The organism is Anaerospora sp. (genome assembly GCF_032013335.1).
In the GTDB taxonomy this organism is placed as follows: Bacteria; Bacillota; Negativicutes; order Sporomusales; family DSM-15969; genus Anaerospora.
The window spans coordinates 127,164-144,964 of the sequence record NZ_DALZUO010000009.1; the positions used below are offsets into that span (position 1 = coordinate 127,164).

General features: G+C 44.4%; 13 protein-coding genes, 1 other RNA gene and 1 pseudogene. 5 read left to right on the top strand and 10 right to left on the bottom strand.

Going from position 1 to position 17,801, the window contains the following annotated elements:
• Positions 1-92 precede the first annotated feature (92 nt).
• The 3 genes from RTR76_RS09835 to RTR76_RS09845 form a co-directional block, all read right to left on the bottom strand.
• A complete protein-coding gene (locus RTR76_RS09835; RefSeq protein ID WP_312519936.1) occupies positions 93-1,073 on the bottom strand; it encodes a quinone oxidoreductase in 981 nt (326 codons plus the stop codon).
• A 195-nt stretch (positions 1,074-1,268) separates the two neighbouring features.
• Complete coding sequence (locus RTR76_RS09840; protein ID WP_312519938.1) at positions 1,269-2,171, bottom strand: malate dehydrogenase; 903 nt, start codon at positions 2,169-2,171, stop codon at positions 1,269-1,271.
• 12 nt (positions 2,172-2,183) lie between these two features.
• The gene (locus RTR76_RS09845) at positions 2,184-2,984 is read right to left on the bottom strand and encodes a helix-turn-helix domain-containing protein (RefSeq protein ID WP_312519940.1); all 801 of its coding nucleotides are present in this window, start codon (positions 2,982-2,984) and stop codon (positions 2,184-2,186) included.
• Positions 2,985-3,223: 239 nt separating this feature from the next.
• Here RTR76_RS09845 and ssrS point away from each other — a divergent pair.
• A non-coding RNA gene (gene ssrS, locus RTR76_RS09850) (6S RNA) lies at positions 3,224-3,396 on the top strand.
• 58 nt (positions 3,397-3,454) lie between these two features.
• Here ssrS and RTR76_RS20890 read toward each other — a convergent pair.
• The 3 genes and pseudogenes from RTR76_RS20890 to RTR76_RS09865 form a co-directional block, all read right to left on the bottom strand.
• A pseudogene (locus RTR76_RS20890) lies at positions 3,455-3,781 on the bottom strand (methyl-accepting chemotaxis protein); the annotation flags it as partial.
• 628 nt (positions 3,782-4,409) lie between these two features.
• On the bottom strand, positions 4,410-5,693 hold the full coding sequence (locus tag RTR76_RS09860) for a solute carrier family 23 protein (protein WP_312519945.1): 1,284 nt from the start codon (positions 5,691-5,693) through the stop codon (positions 4,410-4,412).
• A 3-nt stretch (positions 5,694-5,696) separates the two neighbouring features.
• Entirely contained in the window at positions 5,697-6,959 is a 1,263-nt protein-coding gene (locus RTR76_RS09865) for a 4Fe-4S binding protein (RefSeq protein ID WP_312519948.1), read from the bottom strand.
• Positions 6,960-7,157: 198 nt separating this feature from the next.
• On the opposite strand from RTR76_RS09865, the gene RTR76_RS09870 reads away from it, so the two are divergent.
• The gene (locus tag RTR76_RS09870; RefSeq protein WP_312519950.1) at positions 7,158-8,600 is read left to right on the top strand and encodes a long-chain-fatty-acid--CoA ligase; all 1,443 of its coding nucleotides are present in this window, start codon (positions 7,158-7,160) and stop codon (positions 8,598-8,600) included.
• Between the two features lie 47 nt (positions 8,601-8,647).
• On the opposite strand, the gene RTR76_RS09875 is transcribed toward RTR76_RS09870, so the two are convergent.
• The gene (locus tag RTR76_RS09875) at positions 8,648-9,421 is read right to left on the bottom strand and encodes an epoxyqueuosine reductase (protein ID WP_312519953.1); all 774 of its coding nucleotides are present in this window, start codon (positions 9,419-9,421) and stop codon (positions 8,648-8,650) included.
• A 198-nt stretch (positions 9,422-9,619) separates the two neighbouring features.
• Here RTR76_RS09875 and uxaC point away from each other — a divergent pair, with 198 nt between their 5' ends.
• A complete protein-coding gene (uxaC, locus tag RTR76_RS09880) occupies positions 9,620-11,026 on the top strand; it encodes a glucuronate isomerase (protein ID WP_312519956.1) in 1,407 nt (468 codons plus the stop codon).
• Between the two features lie 49 nt (positions 11,027-11,075).
• Here the strand turns inward: uxaC and RTR76_RS09885 are convergent, their stop codons facing one another.
• The 3 genes from RTR76_RS09885 to RTR76_RS09895 form a co-directional block, all read right to left on the bottom strand.
• Positions 11,076-11,480 (bottom strand): P-II family nitrogen regulator, encoded by a 405-nt coding sequence (locus tag RTR76_RS09885; RefSeq protein ID WP_312519978.1) that lies wholly within the window; start codon positions 11,478-11,480, stop codon positions 11,076-11,078.
• Between the two features lie 69 nt (positions 11,481-11,549).
• The gene (locus tag RTR76_RS09890; protein WP_312519959.1) at positions 11,550-12,980 is read right to left on the bottom strand and encodes an ammonium transporter; all 1,431 of its coding nucleotides are present in this window, start codon (positions 12,978-12,980) and stop codon (positions 11,550-11,552) included.
• Between the two features lie 306 nt (positions 12,981-13,286).
• Entirely contained in the window at positions 13,287-15,344 is a 2,058-nt protein-coding gene (locus RTR76_RS09895) for a glycosyltransferase (protein WP_312519961.1), read from the bottom strand.
• Between the two features lie 222 nt (positions 15,345-15,566).
• On the opposite strand from RTR76_RS09895, the gene RTR76_RS09900 reads away from it, so the two are divergent.
• Together RTR76_RS09900 and RTR76_RS09905 are read left to right on the top strand one after the other, a co-directional pair.
• The gene (locus RTR76_RS09900; protein WP_312519963.1) at positions 15,567-15,917 is read left to right on the top strand and encodes an RNA-binding protein; all 351 of its coding nucleotides are present in this window, start codon (positions 15,567-15,569) and stop codon (positions 15,915-15,917) included.
• A gap of 200 nt (positions 15,918-16,117) precedes the next feature.
• Positions 16,118-17,801, top strand: a 1,684-nt coding sequence (locus RTR76_RS09905) for an exosporium glycoprotein BclB-related protein (RefSeq protein WP_312519966.1), incomplete at its 3' end; no start/stop codon positions are given.

Here is a 17,801-nt window from a genome sequence, read left to right on the forward strand (position 1 = left end):
AAAAAAAGGGGACTGTCCCCTTTTTAAAGACTCCCCATCTTAAAGTAAAGAAGCTCACCGTATACAATACGATGAGCTTCTTTGCTTTAAGATTATGGAATAATTAAGGTTGCGCCCTGTGTTGCTCTTGATTCAGCCGCTTTATGAACTGCAACAATTTCAGTAAGCTTGTATTTTGCACCGATGCTTGACTTCACAAGCCCCCCGGCAATTGCTGCAAACAGGTCGGCAGCATTTTCACGGAATACTGCCGGATCTGCATTATGAGGAAATACGGACGGCCGTGTAAGGAAAAGGCAGCCCTTCTTGTTAAGCAGTTCAGGCTCAATGGCAGGAGCAGGACCGGATGCCGCTCCATACAGCACAACAAGTCCGAATGGCGCAGCGCAGTCCAGTGATTTTAAAAATGTATCTTTGCCGACTGAATCATACACTACATTGGCTTTTTTACCACCAGTAGCTTCTAGAAGAGCCGCCGGCCAGTTTTCTTCTGAGTAGTTTATCGTAACATCGGCACCAGCCGCTTTAGCAATCGCGCATTTCTCAGGTGAGCTAGCCGTACCAATGACAAAAGCCCCCAGCGCTTTCGCCCACTGACAGAGGATTTGTCCTACTCCGCCGGCAGCAGCATGGATAAGAACAATTTCACCTGCTTTGACAGCATGCGTTTTTTTCAGCAAATACTGAGCAGTTATGCCTTTAAACAGCAGCGCTGCCGCTTGCTCATCAGATACTTCGGCAGGAATGCTCACTAAACGGTCTGCAGGAACATTGCGGTAGTCGGCATAGGCTCCTAAACCGGCATTCATATACGCAACACGGTCGCCTGGCTTAAATTGATCAACACCAGCCCCCACTGCTTCGACTATACCGGCAGCTTCATGACCAAGACCGGTTGGCAGCGGCAATGGATAAACGCCTTTACGCTGATATACATCAATAAAATTAAAACCAATAACCGTCTGACGCAGTTGAACTTCCCCTGCCGCAGGTGCCGGCAGTTCAATTGTTTCGAGCTTCATTTTTTCTGCGCTGCCAAATTCAGTAATCGTAACCTTACGGGCTGTTTCCATACTTGATTCTCCTTTATATTGCAATGTAAGAATGTATTAATTAAACTATAGCATGTGCAATTATATACGTAAAATCAATTGTTTTAATAAAGACAATTAAAATCTTTTATTATCTCAATCAGATGCTGCGCTCTCGCCTCTTAAACTTATACTTTCTTATATAGAAAAAAGGGACCGGCTATGCCGGCCCCTCTTCTACTGCAATTCAGCCACAAAGGCCTTGATGTTGGCAACGGATTTCTCCAAGGCCGCTCTTTCTCCATCGGTCATCGGAAGATTGAGTACAGGTCCTGCCCCATTTCTGCCTACTAGTGTAGGCAAGCTGACTGCTACTCCATATTCACTGTTATAGGTGCATACAGGTAATATCTGATTGCTGTCCTTCACAATTGCCTCAAGAACGGCACACGCCGACGCAGCAGGGGCGAATACTGTACCGCCTTTAAGCGCTATAACCTGGCCTGATGCCATACGTACCTCATCACAGACACGTTCTACCGCCGCAGTTTCATATCCCGGCAGCTCAGTTAAGGGAATTCCCTTGATCGTAATCTGGGAAACAAGAGGAACCATCGTCTCACCATGCTCGCCTACAACATACGCATCAATATCTCTTGCGTCTATACCAAATTGCTCGGCCAAATAGGAGCGGTAACGGGCTGTGTCCAAAACGGTTCCCATACCAATAACGCGATTAGCTGGAAGGCCCGAAACCTGATAGGCTAATTGCGTCATAACATCCAACGGGTTTGTAACCATAAACAGAATGCAGTTTGGGCTATATGAAACAGCTTCTTTAACTAAACTGGCAATGAGTCCGGCATTCCGGGATAACAACAATACCCTCGGTTCATCCGCTTTGCGGGGAATACCAGCAGTAATAACAATAATATCCGAACCAGCAGTATCTTTTATATCACCATATTTGACTTGCGCCTGTGGAGCAAAGGCCTGTCCCTGAAGAATATCCAAAGCCTCCCCACGAGCTTTATCACTAAAAGCATCGGTTAACACAATTTCCTGTGCCAAGCCTTTTAAGCTAGCTGTATAAGCTACAGCAGCACCAACCTTACCGCTGCCGATAAATGAAATTTTCATTATACATACCCCCTATTTCTGCTGTTGCATACGTCTGATAAGTGCATAGCGGCGGCAAATATCCTCATATTGTTTTTCTTCCATATTATTTACTAAAATATTCACCATCATATCATGCTTGATATATTCCTTAGCCACAAGTACCAAGGCAGGCGTACTTGTCCATACACCTGTTGATCTTCCTTTAGCTTCTGCCAACTCACCGACAACCACCTGATCGTTGTCAATAATAACTGTACACAGTTTTGCTCCGGCCCGCCTGTGAATATTTCCACTGCAAGCTTCCAGGTTGATTACTTCACTGGCAACTGCCGTGCTTTCACCAAAAATGGCAACTACTACGTAAACATCGCGTTCCATTGCTGCCTTCAGACTGTCCTGCAAGTATTCAATCTGTTCAGGCCAGAGTGACGCAAAGACCTCTGTTGTTGCCTGCCCGATCATTTCTATTATTTTTTCGTTAATCCCATCCGTTCCCTGCAAATTCCAGGTAAGTTCAAAAGCGTCTGTGGGTGGTATTACTGCAAGATCCGTTAGTACAGCTTGAATATTTTTTTCAGTTTCCTGCTGCAGCCGGCTGAATAAAATCTCAGGCTGAACCGGATAATACTGAATAGGGTCACTCTGACTGTCTAAAACAGCACCACGGTTTTTTAATTTTGTTAAAGTTTCATAAATTTTGGACGGTGGAATCTGGGCTAATTTACTGATCTCATACCCATTAGCCGGATGTTTGCGCAAGAGCGCATAATATGCTTTTGCTTCATAGGCACTAAAGCCCAAAGCTTCCAGTTTTTTCAGTACGTTAATCATTTCACCTTCCCTCTTCTCTATATACTACTATAGTAGTTAATAGGGATCAATATACACCGATACTAGGTACATATCTCCAAAAAAATTTATTTTACTCTCTGCCTTTAGGCGTATAATGGCGCATAAGGATGCATAACCTATCTCCTGGCAATTAACTGTTTAAGGGATGTATCTATACCCTGCTTAGAACGCTTGTAAATACTTTATATCTATGATATTATAACTATGGTCACACGACACATTGCCTGAGATGCACGTTAACTTGAATATGTCCAACCTACTTTTATAAATAGGGAATTCGATGATATGCGGCTGCCGGGCCACCTTGAGTGGATGGCAAAATCATGTCTAGGATACCCACCTGCGGATAGCGGGTTTGGACATATGGAGGAGACGACATTACGGGCTTTATTTATTGTATAGCAAAAGGGACTTACCGAAGGTAAGTCCCTTTTTATTATAGCTTCGTATCAATCTGTAATTTGGAAAATACGCTGTGCCCCTTCTGACAGCTTGCTGGCCATTGCTGCTAAGGTTTGACTGGCTTTGGCCATCTCTTGAATAGCACTTGTCTGTCCGCCCACATTTTGATCAATATTTCCGATCTTCTCAGATAGGTCAGACATGGTTTTGTGGATTATGTTCAGTGACTGGGCAATTTCCTTAACCGAATTCGCACTGGAAACAGCTAGTTTTCTCACTTCTTCAGCAACTACCGCAAAGCCTCTGCCCGCTTCTCCCACACGGGCAGCTTCTATCGCTGCGTTGAGTCCGAGTAAGTTTGTCTGGCTGGCAACCGTACGGATAAAGGCAACTACTTCATCCGTCTGTTTTGTTGTATGCAGTAACTCCCGCCCTAAACTATCCAGTTCTTTACTGGTGGACTCCAAGTTAGTAGCCCGGGCAGCAAGCTCCTGCATGCCGGCAGTTAGCTCTTGTGAGGCCGCCGCCAGTTCAGTAGCCACTTCATTAATATCCTCAAAAGCAGTGACACTTTGCGTAGTAGTAACGCATCCCACCACGCGGTCTCCATCCTTAAAAGGTAAGGCACAGGCAAGATACGCAATGCCATAAGGCGACTTATCTTTGGACATTACTCGTACTACTTGCTTGCCCGTATCCAGCGCTTGTTTCGTGCTCCCTGACAGAACAGGTTCACCAATTTTTGTTTTTAGATCTAAGTCGGAAGCAGGTATGTACAAGACATATTTACCGTCTTTGACAATAGTGACCCCTACATCAGCGGCAATAATATCATTGAGATACGGAGCTACATTACAAAACATGTCAATTAATTCGGAACCGCTAAATTCGCGCATACTTTCACCCATTTCCCTAAAAATAGTAAGATAACTTACCCACATTCTAATCCACTCAACTAGGTACGTCAACAAAATTTGTCAAAATTCGCAGAATATTTTTACGTTAACTTTTTTCCCTGAGCAAAACATGCTCCATAGTAAGTGCTGCTGCTACACCTACAACAAATCCATTCATCAGCAGCGGCCTCACCATAGCTGGTATCGCTTCAGCCACATGGCTAGGCAAAAAGGCGACTACCGTTCCGAGCATGACCGGCACACCGATAATCAGCCCGGTATTAAAGCGAAAGGAAGCCATATCGGGAGCCAAAATTCCAAGGCCTCCAGCTACTTGGGAACACAACATATAGAATAACAGTGTACCGACAACAACGGAAGGTATAAATGAAAACGCCTGTATAACAAACGGCAAAAAACCTAAAGCAGCTAGTGCTGCTGCTGCAGGTATGAGTGGGTAACGCGAAGCGCAGCCTGAAGCTATAATCACACCGGTACTAAGCGAATAACTAACAGGCCCCACTACCCCGATTAGTCCGGCAAATAAATTACCTAAGCCCGTTACCAATACACCTCTTGTCGTGCGCTGGAGCCCATCTGCCTGTGAAACTAAGCTAACGGTTGTTTGAATAGAGCCCAATTCATTGATTAACAATGCTAAGAAACAAAAGACAAAGGACAGCATAACCACCGGATCAAATGTAAAGGCTTTAGGGAATAAGCGCCACGCTTCTGCGGTGGTAACCGTAATAGGTGTTTGCAAAGCGGGTGTAAAAAAACAGAAATGATAAATGAAACTACCGAAAAATAAGGCCCAGATAATGATGGTGGAACGCAAAGTCTCTGGCAAATAGCGTTGTCCTGTAAGCATACTTGCGAACAACAATCCGGCAAAAACCAGCTGAGCGAAAAGCTGATCCTTTCCCGTCGTTACTAAATTCACCACTGTCGGTAATAACGTAAAAGCAATCAGCAACAAAACTACGCCAATAATTCTTGGAGTAAACAGCCTGCCTACGCGGGCAAGCAAGCCGGTTACAGCCAACAATACCAGCAGCAGCCCGCCAACGGCAATGGAATTATAGACTGCAGTTTCTTCCACTGCATGAGCATTAGCAACAATGCCAATCAGTAGTACTGAGGCCGGTCCTGTAATAATCGGCAGCCGGTGCCCCCAAATAAGTTGAACAAACATCGATACACCGGTAATGAAAAATATCTTCTGTAAATAAATAAGCTGTAACTCCGGCGATTGAGGGTAATGAAAAGCGGCCCCTACTTTTCCTAAAATGATTACCATCGGAATAGTTGCTAAAAACCACTGTAGTCCAAATAAAATAAGCTGCCTGATAGGCATGCCTTCATTAATTTGATAGCGAAACTGTATCATAGCTTACCCCTCTGTATGTTTTTTTGCGCTTTTTGCTATTGCTGAAAGAAAGGCTGAGCGCAGGGGCTTAACGGCTAACAGCGCTTGCATAGGAGCGGAGTTTTCGATCACTGAAGCAATTCGTCCCCAAGTGCGGTGGTTGAAACGCGATGGATCATCAAATAAAAAGTGACTCAACTTTCCTCTCTCAATAGCCATTGCTACAAACTTATCAAAAGTTGTTTCTGGAACAAGCACGCGTTGTTCGCGTTTCACCATATGTATAGCACCAAACCTACAGGCCGAGTAGCAAACGCCGCACCCTAAACAGACCTCATGCTCACATCTCACCGGTCTCCCTGCTGTAAATGCACCAACGGGACATGCTCTTACACACGCTCCACAGCCAACGCAGGCAGAATTGTTCACTGTGGCTAACCAATTTGAAGTTACTACTGCATTACGGATATCGAATCGTTTCATTGCCTGGATCATCCCACAGCAGCAGCCACAGCAATTACAAATAAAGCCGACGCTTTTTTGTACATTATCCGCAATTTGAGCTAATCCGGCCTGTTTGCACTCTCGTAAAATATCCATTGCCTCCCGGCTGGTTATTGCTTCAGCCATCCCTCTTTTAATCAACAGCTCTGCACCGCCATTTAAAGTAAGACAGGTTCGTTGAGGAGCCGTGCAGCTTTTACCAAGATGCTCAGCCTTATGCCTGCAGGCACATAGAGACACCCCAATTGTCGAGGCTGATTCAATGATTGCTGAAGCCCTTTCCCAGTCGAGCACTTCTGCGTGATCTTCAGTCGTAAGAGCCTCTTCCCGCACCAGTGAGCGCCCCAGCTGGGTATTTGCAGTGAAAACGCTGCGGGCAAAGCGGTCATCCTGAAACATATATTCCTCAAACAGTTGAGCTAATTCCCGCATAGGAAGGTCATCGCGAGTTCGCATGAAAACAAATTCAAAAAATCCAATTACGACCGGGGCAAGTACAATGTAACATTCACCATTATGCTCCAGATCAAAGACCAGTCCCCGTTCTGCCATTTCAGTAATACGTGCATATAGTTCTTCTGCCGGTATACCGAGCTTATGGGCGAGATCAGCAAGCCGCGTTGGCCTTAAGGGAATTTGCCTGGCAATGTGTGCCTCCTGGCGGCTAAAAAGCATTTTTAGGATAGAAATAAAAACCGGTGATGCCGGCGCACCTGTCAAATTATAATCCAAACGTTGCTGCAATAACCGGTATTCCCGTTCACTGTTGACGATATGTCCCATTTTTCCTCCTTCTGAAAACAAGTAAAAACTATCGGAAACTATTGCCTTTTCTATTCTCTTATCATACTCGGATATCCATAGGAAATACAAGGGAATACTATGGACAAGGCCTGTTTTTCACGATACAATGGCGATCAGTGATGTCTATAAACGTTCTTGCGTTGAATAAAAACACACCCTAAAGAAAAGAGGTGCTTCATGCTCGTCCATCAGCTGCTCTACCAGGGTACAGCCGAATCAATAGCCTTTCATGGCAATGAGAATATTACCTATAAGCAATTACAAAATGAAGTAATACAATACCGTAATTTTTTCCACCATGCCGGCATTCAATCAGGTGATAAAATTGGCTTATTCTCCCGTAATTCGGTAGAGTTTGTCTATAGTTATATGGCTGTTGTAAGCCTTGGAGCAATTGTCGTTCCACTCAACTTTCAACTAACCATCAGAGAGATTGCTTTTATTGTTCAGGATGCCAATATGAAGCATCTGATTACAACCGCAAAGATGGAGCTGGAGGTAAGCCAGCTTATAATTGAAGATATTAAAACAACTTTATATTCCAGCAAATGCCAACAGGCACCTGCCTTACCTGATAACTATTCCCCAAACTCCCCCTGCGTCATCATTTACACTTCCGGTACAACGGGTACTCCCAAAGGAGCAGTCCTGACCCATCACAACCTTGTTAGCAATGCCGAAGCATTTCGCAGCATCCTGCCACTTCTGCCAAGTGACAACGTACTGTGCGTTTTGCCGATGTACCATGCTTTCGCTTGGACGTGTGCCGTACTCAATGCTTTATTGTGTGGTGCATCAATCACTATATTGGACGGGTTCTCCCCTAAGGAAACGATTTCAGCTATTAAAGACTATCATGTTACCGTCATTTATGGCGTACCACCTATTTATAATGTTCTATCCCGCATGGGTGAACTCGAAGACATGTCAGGCATGAAATATCTCGTATCAGGCGGCGCGTCACTTCCCGAAAAAGTGGCCAGACAATTTTTTGAAAAGTATGGAATTGCTATTTTAGAGGGATATGGGTTATCGGAAGCTTCCCCTGTTGTAGCTGTTAATCCTCCGCTAAAACCGAAATACTGCTCAATTGGCAAAGCACTGCCGGGCATAGAGGTCCGTATCCTCGACGCCAGGGGCAGCGATCTGCCGCCTGGCTCGGTAGGAGAGTTGGCGGTCAGTGGACCAAATGTCATGGCAGGCTACTTCAATCTGCCTGAGGAGTCCTCCCGAGCTCTCAAAAATGGCTGGCTTCATACCGGTGACCTCGCTTATATGGACACAGAAGGCTATATTTATATTGTTGACCGTTTAAAAGATATGATTATTGCCAATGGCGAAAATATTTATCCCCGGGAGATCGAAGAACTTTTATACGCTTATCCTGGAATTATCGATGCCGCCGTCATTGGTGTCCCCGATAAACTGCGCGGACAGGCTGTACAAGCCTACCTAGTGCTCGAAGCAGGCCATATACTGGATAAAAAATCCATTCGTGAATACCTGCAAAACAACTTGGCTGCTTATAAAATTCCCCGCGACTTTCTCCAGGTAGATGCTCTGCCGAAAAATCAGACCGGGAAAATACTAAAACGCGTTCTTCGTAATGATAGTAAGTGATTAGCTATGAAAAGAGCACGGCAGAAAAAATCTGCTGTGCTCTTTCTTTATCCGTGGGCAAGCGGAATCTTATCTTCACAAGGAACGCCGGTTTGACACTTCCCACAGCCGTATTTGGGCCGATAACGGGCTAAAACCCGGTCAAGATAAGCAGAACATATTGCATTATCCTTTCCCTCTTCAGTAATTGCCAGCGGTGGGCACCGCAAAATACAGGCACCACAATTAGAACAATACTCATCCTGTTTAGTATAGTTCCTATTAGTTGGCGTCAATGCAAAATTAACGATAACACTCCCCAGCCGCCCTGCTGATCCGCACCTTGTAATCAACGAACGGCTCAGGCTAAATGTACCTAACCCTGCAATATATGCAATATGCCGCTCTGACCAGGAGCTTCGGCGATTAATAACAGTAAAGCGGCTGTCTCTTGCCGGTGACATCGCCTTATAACCTGCAGCAGCAAAGTAGTTTACCAGTTCATCTCTGAGTGCATTATTGAATTCTTCTCCTTGTATACGGCCTATCATCCACTCGTCGGAAGCTATCCCCTGCCTCCGGTTGGCTTCACGAATCTTTTTGCTAAATGGCAAAAAATAAGAAATTACCCCTTGGGCGTCAGGAAGCCACTCGGCAGGAGAACAATGCTGTGGTCCGACTGCCGTTTCTTCTTTAAGACAGGAAAACAGCGCATCCTTAGCTGCTGCAACACCTAAAAGAGGATAATCGTAAATCGGTACTTCTCCCCAACCGGCAACGCGATTTAGCGGATTTACATCCAAAAAATTATTGACCACTTGCTGAATATCACACAACTTCACTGCTATCACCTCTGTTTTTGCATGTATTCCCTTTTCTATTATAAATCCCTGCTTTTTAGCGCTGTACAGCATTTTATCGCAGCGGCCTATGAATTGCTAAAAATATTGCAAAAATTCCTATAAAACTTCTATGACGCCCTTGTATAAATTTCGGTTATCCTAAAATTATTAGTTTAATTAAGCTGGGGGAGGATTATCATGAAACACTTTATGGATGAAAACTTCTTATTAACCAACAGTACTGCAGAAAAGCTGTATCATAGCTTTGCTAAAGACATGCCTATCTTTGATTTTCATTGTCATTTAAATCCCCGGGAAATTGCCGAGAATAAACGCTATGAAAATATCACAGAAGTCTGGCTTGGCGGCGATCACTATAAATGGCGAGCTATGCGGGCCAATGGTGTTTCCGAGCACTTTATTACCGGCACTGCTTCTGCTAAAGAAAAGTTTATGAAATGGGCGGAAACAATGCCTCAGTGCATTGGAAACCCGCTCTATCACTGGACTCACCAGGAACTAAAAACCTATTTTGGCATTGATAAATTACTTTCACCGGAGACAGCTGAAGAAATCTGGGAAACAACAAACGCTTTATTACAAGAAGATGCCTTTACAGCGCAGGGACTCATCAAGCGCTCTAATGTTAAGGTACTATGCACAACCGATGATCCTATCGACTCACTGGAATACCATATTGCATTAGCAAAGGATGCCAGCTTTCCGGTAAAAGTATTGCCTGCTTTCCGGCCTGATAAGAGTTTTAATATTGAGAAAGCAGGGTTTGCTGAATGGATTAAGAAATTAGAGGTCGTGACCAATCAAAAAATTTCTTGCCTTTCTGAGCTTTTACATGCGCTGCAGCTGAGAATTGATTTTTTCCATGCAGCTGGCTGCAGAATTTCTGACCACGCTCTAGACCCTATCGTATTTGAAGCGGCAACAGAACAGGAAGTAGACTCTATCTTAAGAAAATCCCTTCAGGGAGTTGCGCTTACCGATTCTGAAATTAGAAAATACAAGACCTGTATTATGGTTTTCCTGGGAAAACAGTATGCTCGCTTAAGCTGGGTAATGCAATTGCACATTGGAACGATTCGCAACAATAGCAGTAGAATGATGCGCACCCTTGGTCCTGATACTGGTTTTGACGCTGCTGCTGATTATATTTTCGCTGAGTCACTTTCCAAATTCTTAGACACTCTAGATAATTCCGATGAATTGCCTAAGACCATTCTGTACTGCCTAAATCCTCGTGATTATGAGGTACTTGCCACAATTGGCGGCTGCTTCCAGGATGGAACTGTTCCAGGTAAAATACAACTTGGCTCGGGCTGGTGGTATAACGATCAAAAGGACGGCATGACCAGACAAATGATTGTACTGGCAAACATCGGCCTGTTAAGCAGATTTGTGGGCATGCTCACTGATTCAAGAAGCTTTTTGTCTTATACGCGGCACGATTACTTCCGGAGAATTCTATGTAACCTGATTGGCGAATGGGTCGAGGCAGGAGAAGCACCCAATGACCTGAAACTGCTGGGATCTATGGTGCAAAACATATGCTTTATTAACGCTCAAAACTACTTCGGCATTGATTTTTAATTACAAAAGAGGCCTGAACATATAAGTTGTTCAAGCCTCTTTTTGCATTTTATTTCTTAACTTTAGCTACCGTTTCATTAACAATTGATAAATCTTCCTTACGATCCATTATAGCTGCCGGTCCTTCTTCGCCTGTGCGGATACGGACAGCGTTATCAATAGTAGTGACAAAGATCTTACCATCACCGATACCACCAGTCCAGCAAGCTTTCTTCGCTGCCTCAACGACTGATTCAACAGGTACCTCGCAAACAACAATTTCAACTTTCACTTTAGGAAGCAGATTGATAGATACTTCTGTCCCCCGGTATATCTCTTTATGTCCGCGGGACAAGCCGCACCCATAAACCTGGCTGACCGTCATACCAGTAATGCGGATGGCGTTCATTGCTTCTTTAAGTGCCTCTAATCGCTCAGGACGAGTAATGATTTCAATTTTAGTAATTTTGTCCACCATTATTCCCCTCACTTTCTTTTCTGGATTCTTTCGTTTTAAACTGTTTAAATCCTCTTTACTGCGACTTTAATTATGCTTAATTGCAGGAACGGGATTAACTTGAGTGGTGTGGACAGCACTACCGCCAAAACTGGCAGGCGCACCGGAAATAATATCCTGATAAGCATAGCCCCGCTCACCGTGCTCAGTCACATCTAGACCTTCAAGCTGTTGCGTATCGTCTGCTTTTAATTGCATAAAGGAACCTATTACTTTCAAAATGACATACGTCATAACAATGGCGAACGCCCAACTAGCGGCTACACCGACAAATTGATTCCACAATTGTTCAGGATTGCCGAAAAACAAACCGTCAGCAGCGGCAGGATTAACTGCCTTAGAGGCAAACAAGCCAGTAGCCAGCGCACCCCATGTTCCACCAATACCATGGACACCAAAAGCATCAAGAGAATCATCATAGCCTAATTTATTTTTCATAACTGAAACGGCAAAGAAGCAAATTACACCACCCAGAAGTCCAATGATAACTGCCGGCAAAGCAGATACATATCCGGCAGCAGGAGTAATCGCGACCAAGCCAGCAACGCAACCGCTCACAGCACCAAAAATAGTCGGTTTTCCATGAGTCAGCCACTCAACAAATACCCACGATACCGTAGCCGCACCAGCAGCTACATGAGTTACCAAGAATGCATTGGCAGCCAATCCGTTAGCGCCAAGTGCACTGCCTGCGTTAAAACCGAACCAGCCAAACCATAGAAGCGATGCTCCAAGTACAGTCATTGGCAAATGATGAGGAAGCATAACCTCCGAACCGTAACCACGGCGTTTTCCAAGAACCAGGCAAACAACAAGACCGGATACACCGGACAGAATATGAACAACTGTACCACCGGCGAAATCAAGCACGCCATATTTACCTAGCCAGCCGCCAACACCCCAGACCCAGTGAGCTACCGGATCATATACGAACGTTGCCCACGCCAGCGCAAAAACAACAAATGCAGGAAACTTCATACGCTCAGCAAAAGAACCGGTAATAAGTCCTACAGTAAGAACAGCAAACATTCCCTGAAAAGCAACAAAAGCGCCATGAGGAATTGTAGTGCCATAATCAGCACTGGGCTCCAGACCAACTCCGCTCAAGCCAAGAAAATCCAATCCACCGATCAAATGATTGATATCCGGTCCAAAGGCTATCGTGTAACCAAATAGAACCCATTGTACTGTTATAAGACCAAGTAGGAAAAAGCTTTGCATAATGGTGCTCAGTGCATTTTTTGTGCGAACCATTCCACCATAAAATAAAGCTAAGCCAGGGGTCATAAGCATAACAAGTGCAGCGGAAACAAGAACAAAGGCTGTGTCTCCAGTATCAATTTTTGCTACCGATTCAGCAACTGCTGCCGCTGCCGGAGCTTCTTCAGCAAAAGTAGCTGAAGCAAATAACAATGAAATTAGCAAACAGATACCCATGATAACCGAAAGTCTTTTCATTTCATTTCCTCCTAATGTTAGATTTGCTATGGCTGCTTATGCTCTAAAATAACAAAAGACGCCCTTGGTTTATTAACCAGAGGACGTCATTGTCACTCAAGAACACAAAAAGCCTTCGTCAAAATAGACGAAGGCTCCATTGCCCTAAACAATTTGTTTATGAACATAGTATATAGTACCGTAGTTAAGCTGTCAATATCCTTTTTTACCTTATAGATTATCTTAATAAATGGCACTATGACAAAGAGATCGTTATTTAATCCCCTCACAATGGACATATGTCGCTCCATTTAGGCGAACTCTAATTTAGGTTGCTTTGGGCTGGAGATAGTTATTGATAAAAACCTGCCGGTAATCATGGTAGCCATTACTTAACTTTGTAACTCCACATTCGTGAGTACACCATGGATGGCTTTGCTTAGGAATAACAACCTTATAGCCAGATTTGATAAACTCCATACTTTGTGATGAATCATAAAAATGCCAACCGTTAAAAAGGTCCTCCCGCCATGGCAAATCGTATTGAGTAATCATAATCAAGCCATCAATACATTGAACTTCTTGATAATCTCCTTCCGCTTCTTTAAAGGCAACAAGTCCCATTACACCCGTATGGCTGTCGTATACTTTGCCGTAGTTGCAATTCGACTCCCACCAAATTCCATTAGCAGGAATTTGGGCACTGCCAGCAACTCCTATCATGCCAATCTCGGAATTTTGAAATATATCCAAAACATCTTGCATAAACCGCTTATGAAGGATATATACATCCTGATGCAAATATACCTTATATTTAGCATTTGACTTTCCGATGGCCTGATTATAAGCACTGGTCATTGATACACTATCCTCTATTGATAATATTTCCACCTCATATCCTTCGGGGATTTCAAGGTTTTTAATCTGAGAAAGACATATCTGATAAAATCTGGCGTCATTTTCACAGGTAATAAAGCAAAATTTATTTGTATTCAAAAGTCGTTCCGGAAGAATAATCGGTAAAACAGGGGCTGGTTTAAACGCTTTTACTACATATTGATATGCCCGACATAAGTCAATTAACCGATTATTTCCTGAAACATTGGCCAACGCAGAAATAAATTGTTGATCACTGGCTGTTTCAAAAATATAATTGGGCCGACAGCTATTTATCTTATAACCGGTATCTTGAAACAGCTTCTCTATTTCGTGTAAAGTGAAAAATCTCAGATGGGTTTTATCTAAAATTCCAGCATCTTCATAGCTCCAATAACCTTGTAGCAAATTACGCAATACGCTAAAGTGCAAGATATTGGGAATACTTGCTAAAACTTGACCACCTGGTTTTAAATAGGCTTTAATATTTTCTAATGCACGCCATGGATTTTCCAGATGCTCTAGAACATCTGCCAAAATAATATAGTCAAAATATTCTTCCTGATAAGGTAATACCGTCTTTTCAATATCTGCTGCTATTACATTGGCAAACAACTTTGCACTTAAAGCTGCTTGGTCATTAAGTTCAATGCCAAATAAATTTGCCTTTGGATAAATGCTTTTAATTTTCAGCAAAGTAGCTCCGCAAGCGCAACCTATCTCCAAAACATTAATCGACTGCTCTTTTGGATTCTCAATCAGATTAATAATATCCTGTCTAATCGAGGTTGAGTAGATTGGATTAAATCCCCATTTGGTGCTAAACTTTTCTAGTAATTCTCGATGGTCAAAATTAAAGCCTGTAAAATGGGCATCGCCAATATGATGTACAAACGTATTTCTGCAAAGAATAAGTTTAAAACCGCTCTGCCTAATCCGGAAAGAATAATCATCATCTGCGAGGTACCCTGGAGAAAATGCCTCGTCTAATAGCCCAATGTCATCGACGACGTTCTTCTTAATTAACATGCAGTACCCAACAAGCTTTATTCTTTCTTCCCAAACTTTAAGATTAGAATAGTTATGTTTTTCAGCATAGACGTGCATTTCATCCATACTTTGATAACTGACAGGAATAGCCTGAGCATAAGCACAATTGTTTGTGACTGGTCCCACAGCACCTATCTCTTCGTTGCTGTATAAACAAGTAATTAGATTGTCCAGCCAGCCATGTGAAACGATAACATCATTATCCAGTAGGAGAATGTTGTCCCCTGAAGCCATTTCTATTCCTTTATTATATCCTTTGAGATACCCCATCCCCTGTTCATGGAATATAATTATTAAATCTGACTGACTCTTGAGCCATTCCATCGTGCCATCAGCCGAATTATCATCGATAATAATAAGTTCATATTTTTCAACATCGGTATACGTGCGAATGCTTTCGATACACTGCCTTAAATAATTCAGCTTATTATAGGTCCATATAATAATGCTTGTTTTCATATCTTCCTCTCTTTTCTATTTTATTCTCTCTGCATCATATTCATATACACACGAAAAGTATCACTGCTCATATGCTAGAAAGTATTAAGAGATGTTCCAAATGTGCTGTTCGCCTTGTAGGTCCAACCGAAGTACATTGACAGCCATTTAAAAGTCGTATACGATAAATGTAAACTATTTTGAGTGGTAATTTTTCTCAGAAACTATTCGAGGAGGGAAATTATGTTTGCGTTAAATTTTCAATCACCACATCATGAAGAATTATTGCTAAGCCGGGCTAAAAACTGTACGATTCGCCTAGGCGATGTCCAAGACACATATCCGGAGAATTCAGTTGTCTGGATTACTTTCGGGAAAAAATTCGGCCCAAGAAAAAAACTATACCCGGCCATAATTGACAGAGTGCTGATCAAACAATATTTCCAATTAACCTCAGAAGACCTTGCTCATCAAAATCCGGAAATTAAATCAGTAGAAGAATTAATTTCTTTTTTTGAAAAACTTTACGGACGGAAAATTACACTCAATGACTATGTAAGTGTAATTTATTTCTCAGAGATAATAGACAATTAAATATAATATCCAATCAACCTGCAGCTGGTTTTAGCTGCAGGTTTTTTATTTTATAAAAATTGTTTTTTTGTATACAAGCAAACTTACATAAAGTATCGCATAATCGTAATAAAAAATAGTTCCCCCCTAAGCGGCTGTAACATATTATATACAAATCACCTTACCCCTCAGGTTTTTATTATAAGAAAGGGAGGACACGTATGAAACACATAGATGACTTCAGTCAATCGGTACTAGGAAATGAGGCAGCTACAGAAAGACGATATTATTATCAAAAGTTCGGCAATGGTTTTCCTCATCATAATTGCGGATGTGGATGCGGCTGCCATAATCACCATCAACAGCAGCCCTGCTGCAATATCATCTGCTCAACAATTGGGCCAACCGGAGCTATAGGGCCTACTGGTATTACTGGCACAACGGGCGCTACAGGTAATACCGGTGCTACTGGCGCTACTGGCGCAGGCGGTACAGGTGCGACTGGTGCGACTGGTATTACTGGTACAACCGGTGCTACTGGGGCTACCGGTGCTACTGGCGCTACTGGCGCTACCGGGGCTACCGGGGCTACTGGCGCGACTGGCGCGACTGGGGCTACTGGCGCATTAGCGCCTGGAGATTTTCTGTTTAATGTAATTGGACCTGTTGGTAGTGCTACAGTTGGTCAAGGTGAAAATCTCATATTCCAAACTTCAACTTTGGATATTGTGGTTACGCCTGGTTCTGCCATCGTTACGATTGATACTGCTACGGGCTCTACCGGAGTGACTGGTGCAACCGGCGGAACTGGTGCCACTGGGGCTACCGGCGCTACTGGCGCTACCGGTGCTACCGGTGCTACCGGCGCTACCGGCGCTACTGGCGCTACTGGCGCTACCGGCGCTACCGGCGCTACCGGCGCTACCGGCGCTACCGGCGCTACTGGGGCTACCGGCGCTACCGGCGAAACTGGTGCCACCGGTGATACTGGCGCGACTGGCGCTGCTGGCGTTACTGGTGCTACTGGCGCTACTGGCGCTACTGGGGCTACCGGCGCTACTGGAGCTACTGGAGCTACTGGCGCAACTGGTGCTACTGGCGATATTGGGGCTACCGGTGCTACTGGCGCTACTGGGGCTACTGGGGCTACCGGCGCTACTGGGGCTACTGGGGCTACCGGCGCTACTGGTGCTACTGGGGCTACCGGCGCAACTGGTGCTACTGGGGCTACCGGCGCAACTGGAGCCACTGGTGCTACTGGGGCTACCGGCGCAACTGGGGCCACTGGGGCTACTGGGGCTACTGGGGCTACTGGGGCTACTGGGGCTACCGGCGCTACTGGGGCTACTGGCGATATTGGGGCTACCGGTGCTACTGGCGCGACTGGGGCTACCGGTGCTACTGGGGCTACTGGCGCGACTGGGGCTACCGGCGCTACTGGAGCTACCGGCGCTACAGGCGATATTGGGGCTACCGGTGCTACTGGCGCTACTGGGGCTACTGGCGTTACTGGGGCTACTGGCACTACTGGTGATACTGGCGCGACTGGGGCAGGTGCCATTATTCCGTTTGCATCCGGTACTCCCACTGTATTGACAACTGTTTTAGGAGGTCTGCTAAATACCAATAGCCTTCTTGGCTTTGGAACTAACGCAGATGGTGTCACTATTACTGGTGGCGTAATTGATCTTACTGGCGGCCCCGGTATACTCCTTAACGAAGCCTTCTCTGTCCCCCGGGCAGGCACTATTACGTCAATAGCAGCCTATTTCACAACAACCGCTGCTTTGACTCTCGTTGGTTCAACAGTGACAATTACTGCCCAGCTATTCAGCTCACCTACACCTAACAACACGTTTACGGCAGTGCCTGGTGCTCTTGTAACCTTGGCGCCTGCTTTAACCG

Excerpts from the sequence above, each read along its gene's own strand:
- uxaC (WP_312519956.1), top strand. The coding sequence starts at position 9,620 with ATGAAACACTTTATGGATGAAAACTTCTTATTAACCAACAGTACTGCA.
- RTR76_RS09860 (WP_312519945.1), bottom strand. The coding sequence starts at position 5,693 with ATGATACAGTTTCGCTATCAAATTAATGAAGGCATGCCTATCAGGCAG.
- RTR76_RS09845 (WP_312519940.1), bottom strand. The coding sequence starts at position 2,984 with ATGATTAACGTACTGAAAAAACTGGAAGCTTTGGGCTTTAGTGCCTAT.
- RTR76_RS09840 (WP_312519938.1), bottom strand. The coding sequence starts at position 2,171 with ATGAAAATTTCATTTATCGGCAGCGGTAAGGTTGGTGCTGCTGTAGCT.
- RTR76_RS09890 (WP_312519959.1), bottom strand. The coding sequence starts at position 12,980 with ATGAAAAGACTTTCGGTTATCATGGGTATCTGTTTGCTAATTTCATTG.
- RTR76_RS09835 (WP_312519936.1), bottom strand. The coding sequence starts at position 1,073 with ATGGAAACAGCCCGTAAGGTTACGATTACTGAATTTGGCAGCGCAGAA.
- RTR76_RS09895 (WP_312519961.1), bottom strand. The coding sequence starts at position 15,344 with ATGAAAACAAGCATTATTATATGGACCTATAATAAGCTGAATTATTTA.
- RTR76_RS09870 (WP_312519950.1), top strand. The coding sequence starts at position 7,158 with ATGCTCGTCCATCAGCTGCTCTACCAGGGTACAGCCGAATCAATAGCC.
- RTR76_RS09865 (WP_312519948.1), bottom strand. The coding sequence starts at position 6,959 with ATGGGACATATCGTCAACAGTGAACGGGAATACCGGTTATTGCAGCAA.
- RTR76_RS09900 (WP_312519963.1), top strand. The coding sequence starts at position 15,567 with ATGTTTGCGTTAAATTTTCAATCACCACATCATGAAGAATTATTGCTA.